This window comes from Amycolatopsis sp. NPDC051716, assembly GCF_040681595.1.
Taxonomy (GTDB): Bacteria; Actinomycetota; Actinomycetes; order Mycobacteriales; family Pseudonocardiaceae; genus Amycolatopsis.
Genome location: NZ_JBFAZA010000004.1, coordinates 308,772 through 334,756, shown reverse-complemented (window position 1 = coordinate 334,756; position 25,985 = coordinate 308,772). Strand labels below are relative to the sequence as shown.

The 25,985-nt window shown below is 72.1% G+C and carries 23 protein-coding genes; 9 read left to right on the top strand and 14 right to left on the bottom strand.

Going from position 1 to position 25,985, the window contains the following annotated elements:
* Positions 1 to 221 precede the first annotated feature (221 nt).
* Positions 222 to 1,091 (top strand): 3-methyl-2-oxobutanoate hydroxymethyltransferase, encoded by an 870-nt coding sequence (gene panB / locus AB0M30_RS07665; RefSeq protein WP_013223113.1) that lies wholly within the window; start codon positions 222 to 224, stop codon positions 1,089 to 1,091.
* A gap of 17 nt (positions 1,092 to 1,108) precedes the next feature.
* Here panB and AB0M30_RS07660 read toward each other — a convergent pair whose 3' ends face one another.
* A complete protein-coding gene (locus AB0M30_RS07660; protein WP_364581195.1) occupies positions 1,109 to 1,960 on the bottom strand; it encodes a cytochrome c oxidase assembly protein in 852 nt (283 codons plus the stop codon).
* A 1-nt stretch (position 1,961) separates the two neighbouring features.
* Positions 1,962 to 2,891, bottom strand: coding sequence for an undecaprenyl-diphosphate phosphatase (locus AB0M30_RS07655; protein ID WP_364581193.1), 930 nt, complete (start codon positions 2,889 to 2,891; stop codon positions 1,962 to 1,964).
* Between the two features lie 427 nt (positions 2,892 to 3,318).
* On the opposite strand from AB0M30_RS07655, the gene pip reads away from it, so the two are divergent.
* Complete coding sequence (pip, locus tag AB0M30_RS07650) at positions 3,319 to 4,263, top strand: prolyl aminopeptidase (RefSeq protein ID WP_364581190.1); 945 nt, start codon at positions 3,319 to 3,321, stop codon at positions 4,261 to 4,263.
* On the opposite strand, the gene AB0M30_RS07645 is transcribed toward pip, so the two are convergent.
* On the bottom strand, positions 4,249 to 4,800 hold the full coding sequence (locus AB0M30_RS07645) for a TetR/AcrR family transcriptional regulator (protein ID WP_103340539.1): 552 nt from the start codon (positions 4,798 to 4,800) through the stop codon (positions 4,249 to 4,251). The genes pip and AB0M30_RS07645 overlap by 15 nt on opposite strands.
* 59 nt (positions 4,801 to 4,859) lie before the next feature.
* On the opposite strand from AB0M30_RS07645, the gene AB0M30_RS07640 reads away from it, so the two are divergent.
* Positions 4,860 to 5,639 (top strand): SDR family NAD(P)-dependent oxidoreductase, encoded by a 780-nt coding sequence (locus AB0M30_RS07640; RefSeq protein WP_364581187.1) that lies wholly within the window; start codon positions 4,860 to 4,862, stop codon positions 5,637 to 5,639.
* Here the strand turns inward: AB0M30_RS07640 and AB0M30_RS07635 are convergent.
* The 5 genes from AB0M30_RS07635 to AB0M30_RS07615 form a co-directional block, all read right to left on the bottom strand.
* Entirely contained in the window at positions 5,636 to 6,433 is a 798-nt protein-coding gene (locus AB0M30_RS07635) for an ABC transporter permease (RefSeq protein WP_364581184.1), read from the bottom strand. The genes AB0M30_RS07640 and AB0M30_RS07635 overlap by 4 nt on opposite strands.
* Positions 6,434 to 6,441: 8 nt before the next feature.
* Entirely contained in the window at positions 6,442 to 7,272 is an 831-nt protein-coding gene (locus AB0M30_RS07630; RefSeq protein ID WP_364581181.1) for an ABC transporter permease, read from the bottom strand.
* 74 nt (positions 7,273 to 7,346) lie between these two features.
* Entirely contained in the window at positions 7,347 to 8,549 is a 1,203-nt protein-coding gene (locus AB0M30_RS07625) for an ABC transporter substrate-binding protein (protein WP_364581179.1), read from the bottom strand.
* An 18-nt stretch (positions 8,550 to 8,567) separates the two neighbouring features.
* The gene (locus AB0M30_RS07620; protein ID WP_364581176.1) at positions 8,568 to 9,635 is read right to left on the bottom strand and encodes an ABC transporter ATP-binding protein; all 1,068 of its coding nucleotides are present in this window, start codon (positions 9,633 to 9,635) and stop codon (positions 8,568 to 8,570) included.
* An 8-nt stretch (positions 9,636 to 9,643) separates the two neighbouring features.
* The gene (locus AB0M30_RS07615) at positions 9,644 to 11,065 is read right to left on the bottom strand and encodes a gamma-aminobutyraldehyde dehydrogenase (RefSeq protein WP_364581174.1); all 1,422 of its coding nucleotides are present in this window, start codon (positions 11,063 to 11,065) and stop codon (positions 9,644 to 9,646) included.
* A 110-nt stretch (positions 11,066 to 11,175) separates the two neighbouring features.
* Between AB0M30_RS07615 and AB0M30_RS07610 the strand changes: the two genes are divergently transcribed.
* Complete coding sequence (locus AB0M30_RS07610; protein WP_364581171.1) at positions 11,176 to 11,910, top strand: FCD domain-containing protein; 735 nt, start codon at positions 11,176 to 11,178, stop codon at positions 11,908 to 11,910.
* A 33-nt stretch (positions 11,911 to 11,943) separates the two neighbouring features.
* A complete protein-coding gene (locus AB0M30_RS07605) occupies positions 11,944 to 12,651 on the top strand; it encodes a cache domain-containing protein (RefSeq protein ID WP_364581168.1) in 708 nt (235 codons plus the stop codon).
* Here the strand turns inward: AB0M30_RS07605 and AB0M30_RS07600 are convergent.
* Complete coding sequence (locus AB0M30_RS07600) at positions 12,648 to 13,046, bottom strand: hypothetical protein (protein ID WP_364581165.1); 399 nt, start codon at positions 13,044 to 13,046, stop codon at positions 12,648 to 12,650. The genes AB0M30_RS07605 and AB0M30_RS07600 overlap by 4 nt on opposite strands.
* Positions 13,047 to 13,071: 25 nt before the next feature.
* Complete coding sequence (locus AB0M30_RS07595; protein WP_364581162.1) at positions 13,072 to 14,523, bottom strand: PucR family transcriptional regulator; 1,452 nt, start codon at positions 14,521 to 14,523, stop codon at positions 13,072 to 13,074.
* A 100-nt stretch (positions 14,524 to 14,623) separates the two neighbouring features.
* On the opposite strand from AB0M30_RS07595, the gene gabT reads away from it, so the two are divergent.
* The 3 genes from gabT to AB0M30_RS07580 are packed head-to-tail and all read left to right on the top strand — an operon-like array spanning position 14,624 to position 17,918.
* A complete protein-coding gene (gene gabT, locus AB0M30_RS07590; protein ID WP_364581159.1) occupies positions 14,624 to 15,979 on the top strand; it encodes a 4-aminobutyrate--2-oxoglutarate transaminase in 1,356 nt (451 codons plus the stop codon).
* Entirely contained in the window at positions 15,976 to 17,403 is a 1,428-nt protein-coding gene (locus AB0M30_RS07585) for an aldehyde dehydrogenase family protein (RefSeq protein ID WP_364581156.1), read from the top strand. The genes gabT and AB0M30_RS07585 overlap by 4 nt, the downstream gene beginning before the upstream one ends.
* Before the next feature lie 5 nt (positions 17,404 to 17,408).
* Positions 17,409 to 17,918: a hypothetical protein gene (locus tag AB0M30_RS07580; RefSeq protein WP_364581155.1), complete on the top strand. Its 510-nt coding sequence runs from the start codon at positions 17,409 to 17,411 to the stop codon at positions 17,916 to 17,918.
* A gap of 222 nt (positions 17,919 to 18,140) precedes the next feature.
* Here the strand turns inward: AB0M30_RS07580 and AB0M30_RS07575 are convergent, their stop codons facing one another.
* A complete protein-coding gene (locus AB0M30_RS07575) occupies positions 18,141 to 18,914 on the bottom strand; it encodes a helical backbone metal receptor (protein WP_364581153.1) in 774 nt (257 codons plus the stop codon).
* The gene (locus AB0M30_RS07570; protein WP_364581151.1) at positions 18,911 to 20,317 is read right to left on the bottom strand and encodes an RNB domain-containing ribonuclease; all 1,407 of its coding nucleotides are present in this window, start codon (positions 20,315 to 20,317) and stop codon (positions 18,911 to 18,913) included. Before AB0M30_RS07570 ends, AB0M30_RS07575 begins: the two co-directional genes overlap by 4 nt.
* 126 nt (positions 20,318 to 20,443) lie before the next feature.
* Here AB0M30_RS07570 and AB0M30_RS07565 point away from each other — a divergent pair, with 126 nt between their 5' ends.
* Positions 20,444 to 21,388 carry an ATP-binding protein gene (locus tag AB0M30_RS07565; RefSeq protein ID WP_364581148.1) on the top strand — a complete coding sequence of 315 codons (945 nt, stop codon included), beginning with the start codon at positions 20,444 to 20,446 and terminating at the stop codon, positions 21,386 to 21,388.
* Here the strand turns inward: AB0M30_RS07565 and AB0M30_RS07560 are convergent.
* Together AB0M30_RS07560 and AB0M30_RS07555 are read right to left on the bottom strand one after the other, a co-directional pair.
* Positions 21,385 to 21,570, bottom strand: coding sequence for a hypothetical protein (locus tag AB0M30_RS07560; protein ID WP_360183831.1), 186 nt, complete (start codon positions 21,568 to 21,570; stop codon positions 21,385 to 21,387). The two genes, AB0M30_RS07565 and AB0M30_RS07560, sit on opposite strands and share 4 nt — an antisense overlap.
* Positions 21,571 to 24,983: 3,413 nt before the next feature.
* A complete protein-coding gene (locus AB0M30_RS07555) occupies positions 24,984 to 25,985 on the bottom strand; it encodes a C40 family peptidase (RefSeq protein WP_364581145.1) in 1,002 nt (333 codons plus the stop codon).

The window sequence follows — 25,985 nt, the reverse complement described above, 5'->3', positions numbered from 1 at the left end:
TTCGCGGCCGGTCGGTGGGCATGCCCTCTTCTTGACGTAAGTGAACCCGGGTTGGTTGTCCCCGGGCATCAACCTGAAGGCTGACGGCCCGTGGTCCTCGGGGGTGTGAAGCTTGTCGCACGCGGTTGGGGGCGGTCCGGGCGCGTGTCACTCTTTGAAACACCTCTGCTCCACGACCCGGGGACCTCGACGAGGCCTCGAGGGAAGGACGGTCGACGACGATGTCTGCCAGCGCCGAAGAACCCGCTCCCTACGGCACCGGACCCGCCGCTCCCGCGGCACCCGCCCCGGGCCGGAAGGTCCGCGTCCACCACCTGCGCGAGCTCAAGGAACGCGGGGAACCGTGGCCCATGCTCACCGCGTACGACATGTACACCGCCGCGCTGTTCGACGAGGCCGGGATCCCCGTGCTGCTCGTCGGCGACTCCGCGGCCAACAACGTCTTCGGCTACGACACCTCGCTGCCGGTGACGGTCGACGAGCTGCTGCCGCTGGTCCGGGCGGTCACCCGGTCGGTCAAGCGGGCCCTGGTGGTCGCCGACCTGCCGTTCGGCTCCTACCAGCTCTCGCCGCAGCAGGCGCTGGAGACGTCGGTGCGGTTCATGAAGGAGGGCCGGGCGCACGCCGTGAAGCTCGAAGGCGGCCGGCGGTTCGCCGCGCACGTCGAGGCGCTGACCTCGGCCGGGGTGCCGGTCATGGGCCACATCGGCTTCACCCCGCAGAGTGAACACAACCTCGGCGGCTACCGGGTGCAGGGGCGCGGCGAAGCGGCGGACGTGCTGCTCGCCGACGCGCTGGCGCTGCAGGAGGCCGGGGCGTTCGCGGTGGTGATGGAGATGGTGCCCGCCGAGGCCGCGAAGCGCGTCACGGCGGAGCTGAAGATCCCGACGGTCGGCATCGGCGCGGGCCCGGACTGCGACGCCCAGGTGCTCGTCTGGCAGGACATGGCCGGGCTGCGGCGCGGCAAGGCACCGCGGTTCGTCAAGCGCTACGCCGACGTCGCGACGGTGCTGCAGGACGCGGCGACCGCGTTCGCCGAGGACGTCCGCCGAGGCGAATTCCCGGCGCCGGAGCACGCGTTCCACGACTGAGACACCGACCACGGCGGTCACCGGCGCTTGAACCGTTCGGCGAGCGCCGGGTCGTTCTCCCACCACAGGCCGGTCGGCGGCGCTTCGTCCAGCTGGACGTCGAGCTGCTTCGCCCGCCGTTCGTCGTCGCGGGCCCACCGCACGAACAACGCGACGACGAACGGCAGGCCGGCGACGTCGCCGCCGATCCACAGCACCCCCGCGCCGATGACCTGGTCGGTGCGCGGGCCGGGACCCCAGCCGGGGTGCGCGGCCGCGTAGTGCGCCGGGGCGAGCAGCGGGCCGAGCCACAGCACCAGGCCGAGCGCGCCGTCGAAGATGACCTCGGCGAAGGCGATCCACACCGACACCAGGTGCGGGTCCTCCCGCGGCGTCGGATCGAGGGCCAGGCGCGTCCAGAAGTACGTGAAGCCGGCGCCGACGAGCACCAGCCGGACCAGGCCGTCGGCGAGCGGCGAGCGCAGCGTGAGGTCGTAGAGCGGCGTCAGGTACAGCACCAGCACCGGGGCGATGAGGACGACCGTGACGACGGGCGGGAACGTCAGCGCGCGGGCGAGCGGGCCGCGGCCGTGCCGCCGCAGCCACGGTGCCTCGACCGTGTCGAGGAGCAGCCGGATGGGTGCGCCGAGGGCGAGCAGCAGCGGCGTGATCATCAGCAGCGTGACCGTCTGGACCGCGCGGACCCAGAAGAACGTCGTGTCGTAGACGGCCAGCGGTGAGCAGGTGACGACCAGGATCGTCGCGAGCCCGGTGAGGAACGCCGTCGTGCGGCCCGGCGGCCAGCCGCGGCGGCGGCGCGCCGCACGGACGTAGAGCGTGCCCGCAGCGAGCACGCCGAGGACCGCCGGGGCGTCGAACGTCAGCGGCACGTCAGACCGCGAAGAAGATCAGGCTGCCGATTCCGGCGACCACGCAGTAAATGGCGAACGGGGTCAGAGTACGCGTTTCGAAGTATCCGGTGAGGAATCGGACAGAAATGTACGAAGCGACCCCGGCGATGACGCTGCCGACGAGTGCGGGGCCGAGCGAAGCGTGGTTTTCGGGGGCGAACAGCGTCGGCATCTTGAGCACGCCCGCGGCGAGGATCACCGGCGTGGCGAGCAGGAAGGCGAACCGCGCCGCGTCCTCGTGCCCCAGCCCGCGGCGCAGGCCGGCGACCATCGTGATGCCCGAGCGGCTGATGCCCGGCAGCAGCGCGAGGATCTGGGCGGCGCCGATCAGCACCGCCTCGCCGATCCGCAGCTTCGCCAGCCGGACGTCGGTCTGCTCCTCGACGCTGATCGCCCGCATCACCATCGTGTCCTCGGCCGAAAAGTCCACTGTGTCCTCTTCCGCAGCCGCCTTGCCGGGCTTGGAGAACTTCTCGGCGGCGTACAGGACTCCGCCGTTGAGGGCGAGGAAGATCGCCGCCGGCACCGGCTTGCCGAGGTAGTCGCGCAACAGGCTTTCGAAGAGCAGGCCGGCCAGCCCGACCGGAATGGTGGCGAGCACCAGCAGCCACGCGAGCCGCTGGTCCGGCGTGCGCACCTCGCGGTGGCGGATCGACGTCCACAACCCGCGGATGATCCGCACCCAGTCCTTGCGGAAGAACAGGACCAGCGCGAGCGCGGTGGCGACGTGCATCGCGACCAGCACCGCGAGGTACGGCGAATCCTTCCCGATGCTCAGGTCCCGCTGCCACGAGCCACCGAGCCAGGCGGGCAGCAGGATGCTGTGGCCGAGACTGGACACCGGAAACAATTCCGACACCCCTTGCAAGGCGCCGACGACAATCGCCTCGACATAGGTCACCGCGGACATTCCGTACCCCTTTTTCGCCGAATCCCGACACGGAAGCTACCGGCCCTTTCGTTAGCACGGGGCAAGGGGGACGCCCCAGCTCAGCGTCCGCACAGCTGATGTTCACATATATGAACTTCAATCATGTTCTTGACTGGTGTTCGGCTCGTGGCTTAGCGTTTAGCCCGTCGCCGCCACGACGAACTTCGCACCCTCGACGAGGAGGATCGAAATGCGTGAGCGGACTGCCCGACCCCGCTGACACCCCTGAACCGGGGACCCGCTCAGCCCGGCGGCGGGGGCGGGTCCCCACCTTTCTCGGCCGTCGTCCCGGCGCCCGGCGGCGGGGCGTCGGGGCGACTGCCGAGACCCTACGGCAAAGTGTCACCTCCATGAGGCAGATCGTCGTAGGGGGCGGACAGTCATCTCATACGGCACAGTGACTCGCATGGACGAGCTCTACCCGCCGATCTCCCCCCGCGCCGAGGGATTCCTCGAAACCGGTGACGGGCACCGGATCCGGGGCCAGGAGGCGGGCAACCCGGCCGGGAAACCGGTCGTGGTGCTGCACGGCGGTCCGGGCAGCGGGATCGCCCCGATGGCCCGGCGGCACTTCGACCCCGACGTCTACCGGATCGTCCTGTTCGACCAGCGCGGCTCGGGCCGATCGACGCCGGACGCGGGCGATCTCACCGCGAACACGTTGTGGCACCTGGTCGCCGACATGGAACTGCTGCGTGCGCGGCTCGGCATCGAGCGCTGGCAGCTCTTCGGCGGCTCCTGGGGCGCGACCCTCGCCCTCGCTTACGCCGAGACGCACCCCGCGCGCGTCAGCGAGATCATCCTGCGAGGCGTGTTCACCGTGCGGCGGAGCGAGCTGGACTGGATCTACCGCGGCGGCGCGGCCCACCTGTTCCCGCGCGAGTGGGAAGCGTTCCTCGCCCCGCTCCCGTCGGCGCTCCGGGAGGACCCGCTGGCGGGGTACGCGGTGTTGCTCGACGACCCGGCCGAGGAGGTCCGCCACCACGCGGCGGTGGCGTGGAGCACCTGGGAGGGCGCGACGGTTTCGGTGCTGCCGCAGGAGTCGTTCATCCGCCAGTACGCCGACCCGGCGTTCGCATGGACCTTCGCCCGGCTCGCGGTCCACTACTTCACCCAGGGCGCCTGGCTCGACGACGGGCAGCTGATCCGCGACGCGGGCAAGCTCGCGGGCATCCCCGGCGTGATCGTCCAGGGCCGCTACGACACGGTCTGCCCGCCGATCACGGCGTACGAACTGCACCGGGCGTGGCCCGGTTCGGAGCTGAAGCTGCTCGAGGGAGCCGGGCACGCGGTGACGGACCCGGGTGTCCTGGCGGCCCTGCGGACGGCAACGGACTCATTCCGCGAGTAGCACCTCGAACACCTTCTCCAGCTTCGCCACGACGACGGCTTCGTCGGCGTGCGCCAGCGCGGTGCTGCCGAGGAGCGTGCGCATCACCCAGAACCCGGCGATGACGGACAGGGCCAGCGCCGGTCCCGCCGGGTCCCGCCCCGGGAGCAGGTCGGTCAGGTGCTTCTCGACGTGCCGCTCGATGCCCGCGCGGAGGATGTCCGCGGCCCGCGGGTTGGGGGCCGAACGCAGCATCAGCAGGAACGGGTCGAGCCGCGCGGCCTCCGGAGCGGTCCGGCGCACGAGCGAGGCCGCGAGGTCCGCGGCGAGCGTCGCCGGGTCGCCGGTGAGCACGGTCCGCTCGGCCATCGCCGCCTCGACGACCTCGGCGAAGAGGCCTTCCTTCGAGCCGAAGTAGCGGTTGACGAGCATCGCGGTGACGCCGGCGGCCTCGGCGATCTCGCGCACGCCGACGCCGTCGTAGCCCGCCCGGGTGAACGCTTCGAGCGCGGACGCCAGGATCGCTTCCCGGGTCGCGGCGGCATTGCGAGGTCTCATGTATACGAGCGTAGACTTACCGTAAGTCTACAGTTGTATACCTCTGGAGAAGGTGCTTCATGGATCTCGAAATCGCGGGTAAACGCGCTCTTGTCACCGGTTCGAGCGCGGGTCTCGGCGAGGCGATCGCGCGGCTGCTGGCCGCGGAAGGCGCTTCGGTCGTGGTCCACGGCCGGGACGCGGCCCGCACGGAGAAGGTGGCGGCGGCGATCGGCGCGGCCGGGGTCGCCCTGGGCGATTTGTCGACCGACGCCGGAGCCGACGCGGTCGCCGAGGCGGCCGGGGACGTCGACGTCCTGGTCAACAACGCCGGCGCGTACGACCACCTCGGGTGGACCGACGCGACGGCGGCGGACTGGACCGCGATGTACGAGGCGAACGTCGTCTCGGCGGTCCGGATGATCCAGCGCTGCGTACCGGCCATGCGCGAGCGCGGGTGGGGCCGGGTGGTCCAGATCGGCGGCGGCCTGGCGATCCAGCCCCTGGCGATGCAGCCGCACTACACGGCGACGCTGGCCGCGCGGCACAACCTGGCGGTGTCCCTCGCCCGCGACCTCGCCGGCACCGGCGTGACGTCGAACGTGGTGTCCCCCGGCGCGATCCTGGTCGGCTCCGTGCGCGACCTGCTCACGGAAATCGCCCCGGCACACGGGTGGGGGACGTCGTGGGAGGACATCGAGCGCGGCGCCGCCCACGACCTGGTCCCGAACGACGTCGGCCGGCTGGGCCGCCCGGAGGAGATCGCGGCCGCGGTCGGCTACCTGGTCAGCCCGGCGGCGGCGTACGTGAGCGGCGCGACGATCCGCGTCGACGGCGGCACGATCCGGTCGGTCGCTTAAAGGCGGCCACCCGAAGCCGTATCGCCGGACAGGCGCTGGGCGAGATACACCGGGACCGTCGACGCCACGATCAGGACCGCCGCCACCACGTTGACGATCGGGGCCTGGTTCGGCCGGAACAGGTTGTCGTAGATCCAGATCGGCAGCGTCTCCATGCCGGTGCCCAGGGTGAACGTCGTCACGATGATCTCGTCGAACGACAGCGCGAAGGCCAGGAGGCCGCCCGCCAGCAACGCCGACCGCAGCATCGGGAACGTCACCAGCCGGAACGTCGTGAGGCCGGTCGCGCCGAGGTCCATCGAGGCCTCCTCCAGGTTGCCGCCCATCCGGCGCAGCCGCGCGACCACGTTGTTGAACACCACCACGATGCAGAACGTCGCGTGCGCGATGATCGCCGTCAGCAGGCCGAGGTCGATGCCCAGGATGGTCCGGAACGCGTTGTTCAGCGCGATGCCCGTGACGATCCCCGGCAGCGCGATCGGCAGGATGATCAGCAGCGACACCGGGTTGCGCCCGAAGAACCGGTAGCGCTGCAAGGCGAACGCGGCCATCGTGCCGAGCACCAGCGCGATCGCCGTCGCCGCCAGGCCCGCCTCGACGCTCGTCCACAGCGCGTGCAGCGCCCCTTCGTTCGACGCGGCCCGGCTCCACCACTCCAGCGTGAACCGCGACGGCGGCCAGCCGAACGTCGTGTCCGCGTTGAACGAGTTGAGCAGCACCACCACCAGCGGGAAGTAGATCACCGCCAAGCCCAGGCCCAGCGCCGTCCACAACAACACCCGGGAGGTACGCATGGAAGCTCCTAGAGGTTGTCGAGCGCGCCGGTGCGGCGCACCGCGGCCAGGTAGCCGAGCATGATCACGACCGGCACCGTCGCCACCGTCGCCGCGAACGGCAGGTTGTTCGCCGCGCCGATGTTGTCGTAGACGACGTTGCCGAGCATCTGGGACGTGCCGCCGACGATCTTCACCGCGATGTAGTCGCCCAGGGACAGCGAAAACGTGAAGATCGAGCCCGCCACGATCGCCGGGAACGTCAGCGGCAGGATCACCGAGCGGAACGTCCGGAACGAGCGCGCGCCGAGGTCGCCGGAAGCGTCCACCAGGGAGTCGGGCAGCCGGTCGAGACCGGCGTAGATCGGCAGGATCATGTACGGCAGCCAGAGGTAGGACAGCGTGATGATCGTGGCCGTGACGCCGTACCCGGGCGAAATCGAGCTCAGGGCGCCGTTGCCGGACAGCATCGACCGCCACGCGTACGCCTTCACCAGGTAGCTCGCCCACAGCGGCGTCATCACCGCGATCACCAGGATCCGCTGCGCGCGCGGCGAAGCGAGCTTGGCCATCGCGAAGGCCATCGGGAACGCGATGACGGCGTCGATCACCGTCACCAGCGCCGCGATCCCGACCGTGCGGAAGGTGATCGTGCGGTACACCGCGTCGGTGAACAGCGTCTCGAAGTTGCCCAGCGACCAGTCGATGACGACCTGGCCGGTGAAACTGTCGGTGTGCCAGAACGCCGTGACGAACAGCGCGGCGAGCGCGCCCAGGTAGGCCAGGCCCAGCCAAAGCAGCGGCGCCGACAACAGGAAACCCAGGCGCAGCTTGGGTCTCCGGTAGAAGAAGGCGGTCATCTTGCCTCGCAGGATGAGGCCGGACGCGGCGGGCGGAGTGGGGGGACACAGCCCGCCGCGTCCGGGGTCTGGGGTCAGCCCTTGATTTCGGTCCAGGCGCGGGTCCACTCGCCGTAGTCCTTGCACTTGACGTCCGTACGGCCGTCGAGGCACTGCTGGATAGGCGTGGTCCAGTACGCGATCTTCGCCGCGTACCCGGCGTCGTTGGCGTGGTAGGTGTCGCAGAGCGTCTTGTCCGTCATCTCCGCGCACGCCTTGGGGTTGGCCGGCGCCTCGCCGAAGTACTCGGCGACCTGGGCGTTGACCTTCGGGCTGACGATGTAGTCGAGCCACTTGTACGCGCACGTCTTGTGCGGCGACTTCGCCGCGACCATCCAGGTGTCCGACCACCCGGTCGCACCCTCGCTCGGCACGGCGGCTTCGAGCGGCGCACCCTCGCCCTTGGTCAGGTTGACCGTGACCTGCCAGGCGGTCCCGACGACGGCGTCGGCGTTCTTCAGCGCCTGGGACTCCTTGAGGTAGTCCGACCAGTACTCGGACACCAGCGGCCGCTGCTGCTTGAGCAGGTTGACCGCGGCGGTGAACTGCTTGTCGTCGAGGGCGTACGGGTTCTTGATGCCGAGGTCCGGCTGGTGGGCCTGCAGGTACAGCGCGGCATCGGCGATGTAGATCGGCGAGTCGTAGGCGATCACCTTGCCCTTGTAGGGCGAGTTCGCGTCGAACACCACCGACCACGACGCCGGCGCCGGCGTCACCTTGTCGGTGCGCCAGGTCAGCAGGTTCGCGCCCCAGCCGTGCGGGATGCCGTAGGAGACGCCGCCGACGCTGTTCCACGGCTTGTTCTTCAGGAACGGCTGGACGTCGGCGTAGTTCGGCACCAGCGCGGTGTTCACCGGCTCGGCGTCCCCGGAAGCGACCAGCCGCAGCGACGCGTCCCCGGAGGCGGACACGACGTCGTACTGCCCGGTCTTCATCAGCGTGACGGCCTCGTCGGACGTGCCGAACGGCTTGACGTTCACCTTGCAGCCGGTCTGCTGCTCGAACGGCGTCACCCAGTTCACCTTCGGGTCGTTCGAGCCGTTCTCCGCGTACCCCGGCCAGGCCAGGACGTTCAGCTGCCCTTCCGGCTGGCCGAGCGCCTTCAGCGCTTCCAGCTTCGGCGGCGTGAACCCCTGCGCGCCGGGTGGGGCGGCGGAGTTCGAGCCGGACGTGCCACATGCAGCCAACAGCAGGCTGGCGCCGAGGACCCCGGCGAGCCGCGTCTTCCTGTTCTTCATGGCGTCCCTTTCGAGGTACTACCGGACTTGGAAGCTGTGTTCGTCGCGCCAGCTGAGCCGGACGCGCCCGTCGCCGAACCCGGCGGCACCATCGGTGTTCTGTCGGACGACCGAGAGCTGCCCGCCGGCGTCGAGCGCCACGGCGTACCGCACGGTCGCCCCGGCGTAGACGACGTCGGTGACCGTGCCGGTGGCGCTGGTGTGCCCGGCCGCGGCGGGTTCGGACAGGTCGCCGTCGATGCGGATCTTCTCCGGCCGGATGCTGAACAGCCCCGGCCGGCCGATGACCGACTCGGCGCCGCGGCCGCCCAGCAGGTTGGACGTCCCGACGAACCCGGCGACGAACGCGCTCGCGGGCCGTTCGTAGACCTCTTCGGGCGGCCCGACCTGCTCGATCTTCCCGTCGTTGAACACCGCGATGCGGTCGCTCATGGTGAGGGCCTCGTCCTGGTCGTGGGTGACGAAGACGAACGTGATGCCGACGTCCCGCTGGATCTGCTTGAGCTCGAGCTGCATGGTCTGGCGCAGCTTGAGGTCGAGCGCGCCGAGGGGTTCGTCGAGCAGCAGCACCTTGGGCCGGTTGACCAGCGCGCGGGCCAGGGCGACACGCTGGCGCTGGCCGCCCGAGAGCTGCGCGGGCTTGCGCGAGCCGTAGTCCTCCAGCCGCACGGTCTTCAGCGCTTCGAGCGCGCGCTCCCGGCGTTGCCGCTTCGGGACGCGCTTGACGCGCAGGCCGTACTCGACGTTCTGCTGCACGTCCATGTGGGGGAACAGCGCGTAGTCCTGGAACACCGTGTTGACGTCGCGCTCGAACGGCGCGAGCCGGCTGACGTCGTGGCCGTCGAGCTCGATCGTGCCCTCGGTCGGCAGCTCGAACCCGGCGATCATGCGCAGCACCGTCGTTTTGCCGGAGCCGGACGGGCCGAGCATCGAGAAGAACTCGCCCGGCGGGATGTCGAGGTCGACACCGTCGACCGCGTGGACGTCGCCGAAGTGCTTGCGCAGCCCGGAAAGCCGGATGGCCGGGCGCGTGCTTTCGGGTGCCGCGGGCTCTTCGCGGGTCTCGGACGGTGCTTGGTTGGGCATCGCGACCCTCACAGTGCGCTCATCACGTGCTTGACGCGCGTGTAGTCCTCGAGGCCGTAGAGCGAGAGGTCCTTGCCGTAGCCGGACTTCTTGAACCCGCCGTGCGGCATCTCGGCGACCAGCGGGATGTGCGTGTTGATCCAGACGCAGCCGAAGTCGAGCTTCGCGGCGGCGCGCATCGCCCGCTGGTGGTCGCGGGTCCAGACCGAGGACGCGAGGCCGTACTGCACGGCGTTGGCGGCCTTCAGCGCCTCCGCCTCGTCGGAGAAGCGCTGGACGGTGATGACCGGGCCGAAGATCTCGTGCTGGCTGATCTCGTCGTCCTGGCGGACGCCGGAGACCACGGTGGCTTCGTAGAAGTAGCCTTCGTCGCCGACCCGATGTCCTCCACAGTGGACGGTCGCGTGGGCGGGCAGCCGGTCGACGAAACCGGCCACCTTTTCGAGCTGAGCGGCGTTGTTGAGCGGGCCGTAGGCGACGTCTTCGTCGTCCGGCTTGCCCGTCTTGGCCTGCGCGGCCTGCCGGGTGAGCGCGGCGACGAAGGTGTCGTGCACGTCGTCGGCGACCAGCACCCGGGTGGCGGCGGTGCAGTCCTGGCCCGCGTTGAAGTACCCGGCGACGGCGATGGCCTCGGCGGCCGCTTCGAGGTCGGCGTCGCCGAAGACGATGACCGGCGCCTTGCCGCCGAGTTCCAGGTGCACGCGCTTGACGTCGTTCGCGGCGGACCTCGCGACTTCGATGCCCGCCCGGACCGAGCCGGTGATCGACACCATGGCCGGGATGTCGTGCTCGACCAGCGCGCGGCCGGTGTCGCGGTCGCCGCAGAGCACGTTGAACACGCCCGGCGGGAAGAACTCGCCGGCGATCTCGGCGAGCAGCAGCGAGGACGCCGGGGTGGTGTCGGACGGCTTGAGCACGACGGTGTTGCCGGCCGCGAGCGCGGGCGCGATCTTCCAGATGGCCATCAGCAGCGGGTAGTTCCACGGCGTGACCTGGGCGCAGACGCCGACGGGCTCCCGCCGGACGAACGACGTGTGGCCCTCCATGTACTCCCCCGCCGCGCGGCCCTCGAGCACCCGCGCGGCCCCGGCGAAGAACCGGACCTGGTCCAGGACCATCGGGATCTCTTCGGACATCGTGAGCGCGATCGGCTTGCCGGTGTTCGCGGACTCGGCGCGGACGATCTCTTCGGCGCGGGCTTCGAGGGCGTCGGCGAGCTTGAGCAGCGCGAGCTGGCGCTGGGCGGGAGTGGTCGTGCGCCAGGTCTCGAACGCGGTCGCGGCGACCTGCAGCGCATTGTCGACGTCTTCGGGTCCGGCGATCGGGGCGGTGCAGTAGGGGCGCCCGGTGACGGGGTCGGTGATCTCGGCCGTCCGGCCCGATTTGGACTCGACGTACGCGCCGCCGACGTAGTGCTTCAGCTCCTGCACGCTCACTCCTCGGTGCTGACGGGAGCTAAAACATATGACTTCATATGTAATAGGACAAGGGGATGGGGCAAGATTGGTGCGAACGGGTACTCCGACCGGCGAGGATCACGATGCGCAAGGGCATGTCGCACAGCGCGCGATCCGCCATGTTCGCCCCGCTCGGCCAGGTCGGGCGGGCGGAGGCGGTGGCGGCGCGGCTGGTCGACGCCATCACGCTCGGCCTGCTCGCCGACTCCGAACAGCTGCCCAGCGAAGCCGACCTGGCCGCCCAGTTCGGCGTCTCGACCGTGACCGTCCGGGAAGCGCTCGTGGCCCTGCGCCAGCAGGGGCTGGTCGAGACGCGGCGGGGGCGCAGCGGCGGCAGCTTCGTCCGCGCGCCGGCCAACCCGCCGCCGGACGCGTGGCGCTCGCGGTTGCGCGAGGTGTCGCTGTCGGACCTCCGGGACGTCGGCGACCATTACCTCGCGATCGCCGGGGCCGCCGCCAAGCTCGCCGCCGAGCGCAGCTCTCCAGAAGACGTCGCCCGGCTGCGGCTGGCGACCGACGACCTCCGCACGGCCCACGGCCTCGACTTCACCCGGGCGGAGCGGCAGTTCCACCTGGAGGTCGCCGCGGCCGCGCAGTCGCCGCGGCTGACGCACGAGGAGGTCCACCTGCAGAGCGAGCTCGGCGGGCTGCTGTGGTTGCCGCTCGGGCCCGCGGGCCCGTCCTGCGAGGAACACGCGGCCATCACCGCGGCGATTTCCTCCGCGGACGGTGACCTGGCCCGCAAGTTGACGGAGGAGCACCTGCTGGCCGCGCTCGACCGGCTCGCGGACGTGCACCTCGCCCTGCTCACCCCGTAAACTTCCGCTACTCCGCGCATCGAGGTGAGCACCGTGAACGACACCCGCACGCTGGCCGGCGACGAGGTCGTCGAGCAGGTTTCCGCGTTGGTGGAAGGGGTTTTCGAGCGGCTCAAGCCCGTGCAGGCGGCCGCCGAGTCGGTGCTGGCGGACACGCCGGCCGCCGCCGCGCTGCACCGGATCCGCCCGCAGATCACGGAGGCGCTGGGCGGCCTGATCATCGGCGCGGGCTTCGTCAGCGCACCGCGCGTGCTCGCCGACTCGGAGTTCGGCTTCGAGTGGTGGACGGCCGGATCTCCCCCGGCCCAGCTGTTCATCAGCCTCGACCCGGCGAGCGAGAACTTCCTGGACTACACGCGTCAGTCGTGGTTCACGGTCCCCCGCGACACCGGGCGGCGGCACATCAACGGCCCGTACGTGGACTACCTGTGCACCGACGAGTACACGCTGACGTTCACGATCCCGGTCGTCCGCGGCGGCTCGTTCGCGGGCGTGGCCGGGGCGGACGTCTACGTGCGCGAGTTCGAACGCGCGGTGCGTCCCCGGCTGCGGTCCCTGGGCCGGGGGGCGGCGTTGCTGAACGCGCAGGGCCGGGTGATCGTGTCGAACAGCGTCCGGCAGCCGACGGGATCGCTGGTGCGCGAAGCCGACGTCCCGGCGTGGTGGTCGGCGGGAGCGGCGCCCGGGCCGGGGCTGCGGCGGTGCGGGGATTCGCCGATCGTCCTGGTGACCGGGGCTTAAGGCCCGCCCATCAACCCATATCCCACGAAGCAGCCGGGACCGGCCCGCACGAGAACGGTCAACGGAGTTCCCGCGGGCACCGGCCGGGTGAGGAACACGGCGTGCGGCGGCCCGAACAACGTGCTCACCTCGTCGACCTGGGTCAGGGACGATTCGTCGCCGCCGAACCGGGCCGGTGGCACGCAGGGCGACTGGTCGCCGGCACACCAGCCGGCGCCCGCGCAGGTCATGGTGCTGTGGTAGTCCCGGCCGGCGTGGTGAATGCGGTACGGGAGCCCGCCGGCGCCCGGCAGGGCGTACCCGAAGTGGTTGGCCGTCCACGGCAGGAACGCGAACCCGCCCGCCGCGAGCAGCACGACGACGACCGCCACCACCGCCGCGCGTTTCCCGGTCACCTCCCGAAGACGCCCATCGGGGTGCTCAGGTTTGCAGCACCACCCAAAGTTCCGCGCGGACGCCCGGTGAATCCAGATCGCGGCCCAGCAGCTCCTGCGCCTTGGTGATCCGGTTCCGCAGCGTGTGCCGGTGCACCCCCAGCCGCGCGGCCGCCACGTCCCAGTGGCCGTGGTGCTCCAGCCAGCAGCGCAGCGACTCGACGAGGTCGCCGCGGCCCGTTTCGTCGTGGCGGCGCAGCGGGCCCAGCAGGTGCTCGCCGTAGACGCGGGCCACCACGGGGTCGATGAGGGAGAGCAGGCCGCGGGCCGAGTGCTCGGCGGCCGAGACCAGGATCTTGTCCTCGGCCTCCGCCGCCTGAGCCGCCAGCTCGGCCTGTTCGAGCCCGGCGGCGAACTCACGCGGGGCGACCGGCCCCGCCACCCCGCCGTGCAGGCCGCCCACCCGCAGCGCCGCCTCGGCTACCGGCTCGACAACGCTCGCCGGCCCGAAGGCGACCACCGACGCACCGGATCGCGCCGCGAACAGCTCTCCCTCGAGCGCGCCGAGCAGCTTGCGCCGAGCCGCGGGCGGTCCGAGGAACACCAGCACCGACCACGGCGGCTCCGGCGGCTTCTCGCCCGTCGCGGTCAGCACGCGCAGCGCGAGTTCGGCCTGGCCGCCGGCGAGCAACTCCACCAGCCCGGTCCGCAGCGCCTCCCGCGCCGCCGCCTGCGCGCGATCCTGTTCCAGCGCCAGCGAAAGCACCGAGACCGCGGTGTTCACGATGTGCCGCCCCGCGGTGTCGAGCGGTTCCGCGGTCCCGACGGCGAGCACTCGCCGCGCGCCGGTGTCGAGGGTCTGGAGAACGACTTCCCGGCCGTCGACGGAAACGGCCCGGGTGCCGGTGCGAAGCCGCTCCAGCTCTTCGCGCAGCAGAACGCCGTACGCACGCGCGCTCGCCGGGGTGGCTTCGGTGACGGTCGTGCGGTCGAAGAGGAGCACCCAGCCGTCGACCAGCTTCGCCAGCTTGCGCAGCACCCCCGCCGGGCCGCCCTGGCCGACCGCCGTGCGGGTCAGGTCCTGCTGGGCGCGGCCGATGCGGACCGTCGTCGCGTACTCGTCGGCCGCCACCGCGCGCGAAACCGCGCGGGTGATCGCGATGAACGGCGTCTTCCGCGGTACCTCCAGCACCGGGAGCCCCACCTCGGCCGCCGTCGCCACGAGGGCCCGCGGGACCTCGTCGTGGCTCAGCCCGACACCGAAGCCGAGGCCGGCGACCCCGGCGTCCACGAGACGGCGCACGTAGGCCGGTGCCGTCTCTTCGTCCAGGGCCAGACCGGTGGTGAGCAGCAGCTCGCCGCCCTCGAGGAAGGCCTGCGGGTCGGTCAGCTCCGTCGGGTGGACCCAGCCGATCGGGCGGTCCAAGACGGCTTCGCCGGTCAGCACCCGCAGCCCGAGCGGGCGCTCGGCGGCCAGCCCGGCCAGGGTGAGTGCCATAACGGCCAATCCTACGCGCTGAATTAGCCAGAACGTCCAGCTGACGGCGCCCGGACCGGCCCGCATCCTGAGGACGTCCCCGACTTCCCAGGAGCACGCCGTGACCGCAAGCACCACCGCCGCGCCGCAGGCCCCGGCGCCCCGCCAGCGCAGGCTGCAGACCGAAATCCCCGGCCCGCTCTCGCGCGAGCTGCAGCAGCGCCGCGCCGCCGCCGTCGCCGCCGGGGTCAGCTCGGTGCTGCCCGTCTACGTCACCTCCGCCAGCGGCGGCCTGCTCACCGACGCCGACGGCAACGTGCTGATCGACTTCGGCTCCGGCATCGCGGTGACCAACGTCGGGCACTCCGCGCCGGCGGTGGTCGACCGCGTCCGCAAGCAGGCCTGCTGGTTCACCCACACCTGTTTCATGGTCACGCCGTACGAGGGGTACGTCGAAGTCTGCGAAGCGCTGGCCGAGCTGACGCCGGGCGACCACGCGAAGAAGTCGGTGCTGTTCAACTCGGGCGCCGAAGCCGTCGAGAACGCCGTGAAGATCGCGCGGGTGGCGACCGGGCGCCAAGCCGTCGTCGTGTTCGACCACGCCTACCACGGCCGCACCAACCTGACGATGGGCATGACCGCGAAATCCGTGCCCTACAAGCACGGCTTCGGCCCCTTCGCGCCCGAGGTCTACCGCGTGCCGGGCTCGTACCCGTTCCGAGACGGCCTGTCCGGCCCCGAAGCGGCGGCGCTGGCCATCGACCGGATCGAAAAGCAGATCGGCGGCGACCAGGTGGCCGCGGTGGTCCTGGAGCCGATCCAGGGCGAGGGCGGCTTCATCGAGCCCGCGCGCGGCTTCCTGCCCGCGATCGCGGCCTGGTGCCGCGAAAACGGCGTCGTGTACGTCGCCGACGAGGTCCAGACCGGCTTCTGCCGCACCGGTTCCTGGTTCGCGTCCACCGACGAAGACGTGGTGCCGGACCTGATCGCGACGGCCAAGGGCATCGCGGGCGGCCTGCCGCTGTCGGCCGTCACCGGCCGCGCCGAGCTGCTCGACGCCGTCCCGCCGGGCGGCCTGGGCGGCACGTACGGCGGCAACCCGATCGCCTGCGCCGCGGCGCTCGGCTCGATCGAGACGATGAAGGCCGAGGACCTCGCCGCGTCGGCCAAGCGCATCGAAGGCGTCGTGCTGCCGCGATTGCGGGCGCTGGCCGCCGAAACGGGGGTCATCGGCGACGTCCGCGGGCGCGGCGCGATGCTGGCCGCGGAGTTCGTCAAGCCCGGTTCGGCGGAGCCGGACGCCGACCTCACCAAGCGCGTCGCGGCGGCCTGTCACCGCGCCGGGGTCGTGGTGCTGACCTGCGGGACCTACGGCAACGTCGTCCGGCTGCTGCCGCCGCTGTCGCTGGCCGACGACCTGCTCGACGAGGGCCTCTCGGTGCTCGAACACGCGGTCCGGACGGAGGTCCGCGCGTGACGTTCCCGTTCTGGGTCGCCGGGAAGCCGGTGACCGGCGGCGCGCTCGCTTCGGTCGAGCACCCTTACGACGGTTCTTCGGCGGGGTCCCACTTCGTTCCCTCTCCGTCGGACGTCGAGGCCGCGGTGCAGGCGGCCCACGACGTCGCCGACGAGTTCGCGACGCTGCCCGCGCACGTCCGCGCCGGGGCGTTGGACCACGTGTCCCGTTCGCTGGGTGAGCGGTCCGAGGAGATCGCTGCGCTCATCACGGCGGAGTCGGGCAAGCCGCTGAAGTGGGCGCGCGGCGAGGTGGGGCGCGCGGCGTCGACGTTCCGCTGGGCGGCGGAGGAGGCCCGCCGCTTCTCGGGCGAGCTGCAGCGGCTCGACACGGACCCGGGCGGCACCGGCCGGCTGGCGCTGGTGCGGCGGGTGCCGCGCGGCCCGGTGCTGGGCATCACGCCGTTCAACTTCCCGCTGAACCTGGTGGCGCACAAGGTGGCCCCGGCGATCGCGGTGGGCGCGCCGATCGTGCTCAAGCCCGCGCCGGCGACCCCGCTGACGGCGTTGCTGCTCGGCGAGATCCTGGCCGGCGCGGACCTGCCGGCGGGGTCGTGGTCGATCCTGCCGGTGGACAACGAGACGTCGGCCCGCCTCGTCGAGGACCCGCGGCTGCCGGTGGTGTCGTTCACCGGCTCGGTCCCGGTCGGCTGGGCGATCCGCGACCGCGTCCCGCGCAAGCACGTGGCACTGGAGCTGGGCGGCAACGGCGCGGTCCTGGTCTGCCCGGACTGGCCGGACCTGGACTTCGCGGCCCAGCGCATCGCGACGTTCGCGATGTACCAGGCCGGGCAGTCGTGCATCTCGGTGCAGCGGGTGTACGCGCACACTTCGGTGTTCGACGCGCTGGCCTCGAAGGTGCTGGCCGAGGTCCGGGCGTTGCGCACCGGCGACCCGCGCGCGGAGGGCGTGGACGTCGGCCCGCTGATCAACGTCGATGCCGCTTCCCGGGTTTCGTCGTGGATCACGGCCGCGGTGTCCGCGGGTGGCCGCCTTCTGACGGGCGGTGCCCGGTCGGGGGCGACGGTCGAGCCGACGGTGCTGGCGGACGTCCCGGAGGACGCGGCGGTGCTGGCCGAGGAGGTGTTCGGGCCGGTGGTTTCGCTGGTCCGGGTCGCTTCGGTGCCCGAGGGGATCGAACGCATCAACGCGTCGCGCTTCGGGCTGCAGGCGGGCGTGTTCACCCGCGATCTGCCGACGGCGTTCGAGGTGTCGGCCGCGCTGCGCGTCGGTGGCGTGATCGTCGGCGACGTGCCGAGCTTCCGCGCGGACCAGATGCCCTACGGCGGGGTGAAGGACTCGGGCGTGGGCCGCGAAGGCCCGGCGGCGGCGATGGCGGACTTCACGGAGGAGCGGGTAACGGTCTTGACCGGTCTGACGCTGTAAGCCGTGTGAGACCGCTGATCCTGCTCGACGTGGACGGCCCGCTGAGCCCGTGGGCGGCCCCGCGCCACGCGAAGCCCGCCGGCTACGTCGAGCAGTCGCTGCGGCTCTCCCGCTGGAGCCGCAAGCGCTTGCGGATCTGGCTGAACCCGGCCCACGGCCCCGCGCTGCTCGCCCTGGCGGGTTCCGCGAACGCGGAGCTGGCCTGGGCGACCAGCTGGGAGCACCGGGCGAACCGCCAGGTGGGTCCGGCGATCGGGCTGCCGTCGTTGCCGGTGATCGAGTTCCCCGAGCCCCAGGCGGCGTGGAAGTTCGGCCCGGTGGCCCGCTTCGCCGCGGGCCGCCCCCTGGCCTGGTTCGACGACGACTTCGACCTGTTCCCCGACGCCCGGCGGGCGTTCCTCGGCCGCCGCACGGAGGTGCCGACCGAGCTGATCCCGGTCGACGCGCACACCGGCTTGACGAGCGAGCACTTCGAGCGCCTCGAAGCCTGGCTCCGGAAACGCGATCGCCCCTGACCCGGCCCCGGCGTATTTTCGAGGCCGGGAGGAAACACATGACGTTGCCCCGCAAGGGTTCCCGGCTTATCACCGTCGACGGCACGGACTACCGCTGGGCGGTCCGCCCCAAGCCGACCTACTCGCAGGGGCTCGGCGCCACGATGACCTTCGCGGTCGAGCCCGTCCGCCCGGCCGAAGTCGCCGAAGCCGTGCGCGCCGCCCTGGAGGCCGGCTTCGGCTTCACAGCCCGGCCAGTGCCTCCGTCAACGCGGCGTGCGCGTCGACCAGCGACGGCCCGTACCAAGTGAGATACCGGCCCGACACCAGGACATACGGCGCGTCCGGGAAGTGGTCCGGACCGTCCTCCTCGGTGAACGCGTACGGCTCGTCCGGCAGCACCAGCAGGTCCGCGTCCGCCGCGAAATGCGCCCGCAGCTCCTCCACGTCCGGCCGCGGATAACGCTCCTCCGCAGTCGCGTACACGTTCGCCACACCGACCCGGCGCAGGACGTCGCCCGCGAACGTGTCGCGGCCCAGGACGATCCACGGCTTGCGCCACACCGGGACCACCGCGTGGAACCGCACCGGCCGGACTTCGCGCCAGACCCCTTCCGCGGCGACCAGCCAGTCGGGCTCGTCCAGGTCGTACGCCTGGGTCAGGATCCGGCGCAGCGAACCCAGCGCGGCGGGCACCGAAGCCGCCGCGGCCATCACCCACACCGGGATCCCGTTGGCGCGCAGGCGTTCCACGTCCTCCGGGCGGTTCTCCTCCGCGTTGGCCAGCACCAGGTCCGGCGCCAGGTCGAGCACCCGGTCCAGCTTCGGGTACTTCGACCCGCCGACGCGCGGCACGTCCAATGTGGCGGGATGCGTGCAGTAGTCCGTCGCGCCGGCGAGGCGGCCGGGCGCGCTGACCTCGACCGCTTCGGTCAGCGACGGCACGAGCGACACCACCCGCGAAGCCGGTCCGGACAGCGGCACCGGCTCACCGAGATCGTCGACGAGGTAGGTCATGCGCGTTCGAACGACACCTTCCGCTTGTCGACGTCGACCGCGGTCAGCCGGACGGCGATCCGCTCGCCCGCGGTCAGCCGTTCTCCCGCGCACTTCGCCATCACCGTCGGGTCCTCGACCAGGATCTCCGCCTTGTTCTCGTCCGCGCGCAGCACCACCGCGCTGAACTCGCCGCCGACGTGCTCGGCCAGCACCCACGCCTCGACCTGGTCGATGCACGCGCGCTCGACCTTCGCGGCGAGGGTGTCCGACGCGCTCATCCGCGCCGGGACGTCGTCGAGCGCCGCGCGCACCCACTCCGGGACCTCGCGGCCGGCCGAGACGGCGAGGCAGATCTCCGTGGCGAACCGGTCGACCAGCCGCCGGATGGGGGCGGTGACGTGCGCGTACGCGCCGCCGATGCCCGCGTGCGTCGTCAGGGCCGGCAGCTCGCCGTCGAACGCCGTGTAGCCCGCGCCGCGCAGCAGCCGGGTCGTGTCGGCGTAGAGCGCCATCGACGCCGGCTGTCCCGGGTCCAGCCGGGACAAGAACTCCGAAACGGTCGCCTCCGGCGCCCACGCGATGCCCAGCGCTTCGGCCGAGCGGCGCAGCCAGTCGACGGCCTCGGGCTCCGGGTCGGGCAGCGTGCGCAGGACGCCGATCCGCGCGTCGAGCATGATCCGCGCCGCGGCCATCCCGGTGAGCAGCGAGATCTCGGCGTTCCAGGCGTCGACGGCGGTGCGCGGGCGGCGGGCGAGCACCCAGCCGCCGTCCGGGTCACCGGTGATCTCCTGCTCCGGCAGCTGCAGCTCCACCGCGCCGCGCCGGACGGCCAGCTCGCGGCGCCGCCGGCCCAGCTCGGGCAGCGCGGCCACCGACGGGTGCGGGTTCCCGGCTTCGAGCGCGGCCTGCACCGTCTCGTAGTCGAACTGCTCGGTGGACCGGACCAGCGCGCGGCGGACCCGGGTGGCGGTCGGCTCGCCGGCTTCGTCGGTCTCGATGGTCCAGAGCACCGCGGGCCGGACCTCGCCGGGCAGCAGGCTCGCCGCGCCTTCGGACAACACCGGCGGGTGCAGCGGGACGTTGCCGTCGGGCAGGTAGAGCGTCTGCCCGCGCAGGCGCGCCTCGCGGTCGAGCGCGCCGCCGGGCGGGACGAACGCGGCGAGGTCGGCGATGGCGTAGTGCACGCGGAAGCCGTGGGCGGTCTTCTCGACGACCATCGCCTGGTCGAGGTCCTTGGCGCCGGGCGGGTCGATGGTGACCAGCGGCAGGTCCGTCGCGTCCTCCCGGGGACCCGCGCTGGCCAGCGGATCCAGCACCGCGGCCTCCGCCTCGGCCAGCACGTCGGGCCCGAACGACTCCGGCAGCGAAAACTCGGCACGCAGGGGGCCGAAGTCCCCGCCCGCCGAGTGTGTCCTGATCACGAGGGGAGGCACCCCCCAACCCTAACCCGCTCCGGGCCCGGAGATCGCCCGATCGGGCGCGGGCCGGTCGGGTGTACGTTGCCCGGTAGTAATGAAAACCGTCATCATTACCGGAAAGGCTTTCCCGTGAAGATCGCGTTCGTCGGCAAGGGCGGCAGCGGCAAGACCACGTTGTCGTCGCTGTTCGTCGCGTACCTCGCCGACGCCGGCTTGCCGGTGCTCGCCATCGACGCCGACATCAACCAGCACCTCGCGGTGGCGCTCGGCGCGACCGAGGAGGAAGCGCTCGCCTGGCCCACGCTGGGCGACAACATGGCGCTGATCAAGGAGTACCTGCGCGGCGACAACCCGCGCATCCCGGACGCGGCGTCGATGATCAAGACGACCCCGCCGGGCCGCGGATCGAGGCTGGTCCGGCCGTTCGAGGACAACCCGGTGTTTTCGGCGTGCTTCCGGCAGCTGGGCGGCGTGCGGCTCGGCGTCACCGGCCAGTTCGACGAGGACGACCTCGGCGTCAAGTGCTACCACTCGAAGGTGGGAGCGGCGGAGCTGCTGCTGAACCACCTGGTCGACGTCGACGGCGAATACGTCGTGATGGACATGACGGCGGGCGCGGACGCGTTCGCGTCGGGGCTGTTCACCCGGTTCGACGTGACGTTCCTGGTGTGCGAGCCGACGATCCGCAGTGTGGGCGTGTACCGCCAGTACGCGGACTACGCCCGCGACTTCGGCGTGCGGCTCGTGGTGGTGGGCAACAAGGTGACGGACGCCGACGACGTCGAGTTCCTGCAGGACCAGGTCGGCGGCGCGCTGCTGGGCTGGATGTCGGCGTCGGGGCACGTGCGGGCGGCGGAGCGCGGCACGGCCCGGCCGATCACCGAGCTCGAGCCGCGCAACCTCTCGACGCTGCGTTCGATGCAGGCGACGGTGGACGCGGAGCAGCGCGACTGGGCGCGCTACCAGCGTCAAGCGGTCGAGTTCCACCTGCGAAACGCCCAGGCCTGGGCGGGCGCCGACCTCGTCTCGCAGGTGGACCCGGAGTTCGTCCTCAGCCCGCGGCTGACGGTTTAGTCGTCTTCTTCGGCATCGGCCCGCCGGGTGCGCTCCCGGGCGATTTCGAGGGCGCGCCGGGCGGTGGCCTCGTCCGGGTACGGGCCGAGCAGGTCGATGCTGCGGCTGCGTTCGAGGTGCTCGACCTGGTGGGTGCGGGTGTTGTAGTACCACCCCTGGTCCGGGTTCGGGTCTTTGGACATGGTCCTAGGTTCGCACCCGCGGGCCGGTTTTTCAGCGCTTGTACCGGTAGGGGATCTCGGTCGGCTGCCCGGTGGGGCCGAAGTCCTGGGGTTCTTCGGGCTCTTTGGGTTCTTTGGCCTCGGGGAATTCATCGAACCAGCCACGCGCGGTACCCCGGGGCGGGGTTTCGGGCTCTTGGCGCGAGGGCTGCGGAAGCGGCGTGTCTTTCCCGGGGAAAACGGGCCGGGCGTTCGGCGCGGCCGGGGGAACGGGCGGCATGGTCCCGGGGCCGGGGAAGACGGGCCGAGCTGGGGCCGCGTGCCGGGCGGGGAACGGCTGGGGGGTTGATTCCGGGCCCGGGAAGACCGGCTTGGGGCGTGCGGGCGGGGTGGAGCTCGGGGGTGGGGTGGGGCTTGGTGCTGGGGTGATGCCGGGTGCTGGGGTGATGCCTTGCGCGGGGTGGGGAATCGGCGTGGTGCCGGGCGCCGGGGTGGTGCCTGACGCGGGGTGGGGAACTGGCGTGGCGCCGGGCGCTGAGGTGGCGCCTGGCGCGGAATTGGGAACCGGCGCGCTGCCGGCCGGGGTGCCCTGCGCGGCGTGGGGAACTGGCGTGGCGCCGGGCGCCGGGACGGCACCTTGCGACGGATTGGGAACCGCCGCGCTGCCGGCCGGGATGCCTTGCGCGGCGTGGGGAACCGGCGTGGCGCCGGGCGCCGGGACGGCACCTTGCGACGGATTGGGAACCGGCGCGCTGCCGGCCGGGATGCCTTGCGCGGCGTGGGGAACCGGCGTGGTGCCGGGTGCTGCGGTGGCACCTTGCGCGGGAACCGGCGTGGTGCCGGGTGCCGTGGGAGTAGCGGCCGGGCTGGTGCCAGGCGACATCGGGGAACCTGCTGGGCCGGCGCCTTGCGCCGAGCCGGGCGTCTGAGGTGTGCCGGGTGCCGCCGGGGAACCGGCCTGGCTTGGGGCAGGCGCGGAGCTGGGTACTGGCGCGGGACCGGTCAGGCCCGTGCTCTGCGCAGGCGCGACATCCGCCTGGTGGCGAGCGCTGGGTGCGGGGCTCGGGACCGGTGGGGAGAAGTCGCGAGTCGGGCTGGGCGCTCCTTGAGCGGCTGCAGGGCCGGTGCCGTTGTCGGGCGCAGCGCCCGGCACCGGGCCGGTGCCGTGTGCGGGATCGGCGCCTTGCGCAGGGGCAGCACCCGGCACGGGGCTGGCGCTGTGCGCCGGGGCCGGCGCCGGGCTGGGACCTGGTGCCGAACCGAAACCGGTCGCCGGAAGGTCGGCAGTTCCCCAGGGCGGCTTGGGCAGATGCGTGCCGATCATCGGAGGTTGCGTCTCCGATGAAGCGGGCCGAGGCGCATCGCCCGGGGCCATCTTCGGCTGGGAAGCCACATCAGGCGCCACCCGCGCCTCGGCGGACGGCTGCGCTCCCGAGGCGGCCGTCGGCTGGGAAGCCACATCGGGCGTCACCTGCGATTCAGAGGCAGACGGTGCGCTGGCCGAAGGCGCCGTCGGCTGCGGAACCGCATCGGAGGGCGCCTGTGGTTCGGCGGCCGGTTGCGTGCCACCGGGCGCAGCCGGCGATGTCGCGGGTGGCACTTCCAGCGGCGCGGTGAACGACCTCGGCTGGGACTCGGGCCTCCCATGGACCCGCTCCGGTTCCACCGGAGTGGGCGCGGCCGCCTCGGGACGGCCTGCCTCGGCCGACGGGGGCTCGGGCGTGGATGCAGCCGCCTCAGTTGGGGGCTCGTTCGACGGCACCGCGGGGTCCGCCGGCTCCGGGTGCGCTGCGTCCTGCGGCACCGGTCCGGCGGATGCCGATACCGCACCCTCGGCCTGCTCCTCCTCCCGCGGCACGGCCACTTCTGGCTGGTCGGAGCCCGGCCCCGACTCTGGCTCAGTCTCGGACCGGCTCACATCCCACGGCGCCGAGGCGGAACGGGCGGTCTCCGGCCGATCCGCCTCTCGCGGCGATTCGCCTGCGGCCGAGGCGGGGACCTCCTGCCGATCCGCAGGTTCACCCGATGCCGAGACCGCAGCCTCCGGCTCGGCACCGCGCGGCTCCGACTCACTCGATGCCGAAGTAGCGCCCTCCGGCTGGTCGAAGTCCCGAGGCACCGACTCGTCCGAGGACGGCGCAACCTCGTGCTTCACCGCATCCGCCGACGCCGGTTCGCCCGGGGCCGACTCCGCGGCCTCCCGTTCGACCGGTGCCGGTGCTGCAACGTCTGACCGGTCCTCATCCCCCGACACCGGTTCGCCCGGGGCCGAGGCCGAGGCGGCGGCCTCCGGATGATCCGCATCCTGCGGAGCCGGAGCCGGCTCTGCAGCCGGCCGTGGCTCGGGGCGAGGGATCTCTCCCGCCGCAGGCTCGCTCACCGAAGCCGCAGGCTGCTCAGGCGCCACCGTCTCGGGCGACGACACCCCACGCTCGGACGCCAAGTTCTCAGGCCGGGTCACCGGTTCGGCGGGCACCGGCGCAGCAGGCGCTTCCGGACGAGCGGACGGCTCCACAGCCGACGACCGCTGCTCCCCCGCCACGCCGCGCTCCTCCGGCACAGGCGCCGCGTGTCGCGGGGATGACTGGGGCGCCTTCACCGGGCCCGGCAGCTCCGACTCGGCCGCCACCGACCGCTGAGGCTCCGCCGAAGCCGAAGCCGCCGAAGCCGGCGGCGCCGGGTCATGACGGCGGCCCGGCTGGGGTGCCTCCTCCGGAGCGGAACGTGCCCACCCGTGCTGCTCAGGCGCCGCCGGCGGCGGGTAGGGCACCGTCCGCCAAACCGGCGCCGGGCCGATGTTCATCGGTGCCGGGGCCGCCGCCGGAACGTGCCCGGATGGTGACGCCGCCGGGGGTGCCTGCCGGGGCGCCGGCTTCGGGATCGGGTCCAGGCTCGATACCAGCACCGAGGTGTTCTCGGGATCCTCGACCTTGCGGCCACTGCGCTCGCGGTAGACCATCTCGCCGTCCGCGTCCATCTCCACCAGGTAGCCCGCCTCCGCGAGCTGCTCCTCGTCGAGGTCCGCGAGCTTCTCGTAGCGCGAGGGCACCACCCGGTAAATGGGCCACGCCAGCCCCGCGTGCTCCGCGTGGAACTGGGCCAGCAGCGCCGCCATCTGGTGCTGCCAAGGCAGCGACATGCCTTCGGCCAGCGAACGAGGCAGCACCACGTACCCCGCGTCCACCCCCGGGTAGCCCTGGCCGAGCTGGTCGGCGAGCGGGGTGCTGGACGCGGGCCGGGCGCTCTGCCGGGGCGGCTGAGGCGCGCCGAACAGCGCCGCCGGGTCCCGGGGCTCGCCCGATCCGGGCTTGCCCCGCCTGCCGAATTTGCGTCCCACGTGCTCATCCTCTGCCAGTACGCGGCCACCTGCTCGTGGAAGGCGCCGCGACGTCGGGTGAATCGGTGCGATCCTGTCCAGGCCCTCGCGACCCATGCTAAACGCCGGGGCGGACCGCCTGCGGCACGAGTTCGCGCTCACCGAACGAGAAGGCCCGGGTGTGCACCGGGACGCCGGTCTGCTGCGCCTCGACGACCTTCTCGTCCCCCAGGTACATCATCACGTGGTGGATGGAGGACGGGTCGGACGGGTCGGTGGCGAGGAACAGCAGGTCACCGGGTTGCGCGTCGCGCACCGGCAGGTACGCGCCGGCGTGGTACTGGTCGCGTGAGACGCGCGGCAGGATGATCCCCGCCGACTCGTAAGCCCGCAGCATCAGCCCCGAACAGTCGTAGGAATTCGGTCCCGTGGCGCCCCACACATACGGCTTCCCCTGCTCGCCCAGCGCGAAACTGATCGCCTTCGCGGCGGCCTGGCTGGGCGGCAGCAGCGCCCCCATGCCGGTGCCGCAGGCGACGACGTCGACGACCTGGCCGACGTTCTGCACCAGCGTCGCCGCCATCGGCTCCCACTTGTGGTACGCCTCCGGGAAGCCCGAGCGCTCCACTGCCTGCGCCGCTTCGCCGGGCCGCCGGTTTTCCCAGTCCGGCACCGCGAGCAGCACGTCGTAGAACTTGTTGACCGCGTACGTCGGGTTGGTGATCTCGGCGACCGAGCCCCAGCCCATCGACGGCCGCATCTGGAAGATGCCCTGGGAGTCGCGGTCGCCGTAGGTCAGGCTGCGCAGCCCGGACTCGGCCATCCCGGCCTGGATCGCGATCTGCCACGCGCGGGGCGCCAGCGACCGCTGCTTGCCGATCGAGATGATCACCGCGACGGTGCCGCGCTGCTCGTCGTCCAGCTTCGACGCGTCGACCGTGCCGCGGTCGCCCTGGCCGGGCTGCGTCGGCCCGACCGAAGCGTCGCAGCTCGTCAGGGACACGCCCCGGGCCTGCGCCTGCTGGTTGTCGATGACGACCTTGGCGGCGACCGCGGTCACGACCAGGGCGCCGATCGCGAGGAACACGACCAGCCCCAGCCACAACCCCAGGCGCCGCAC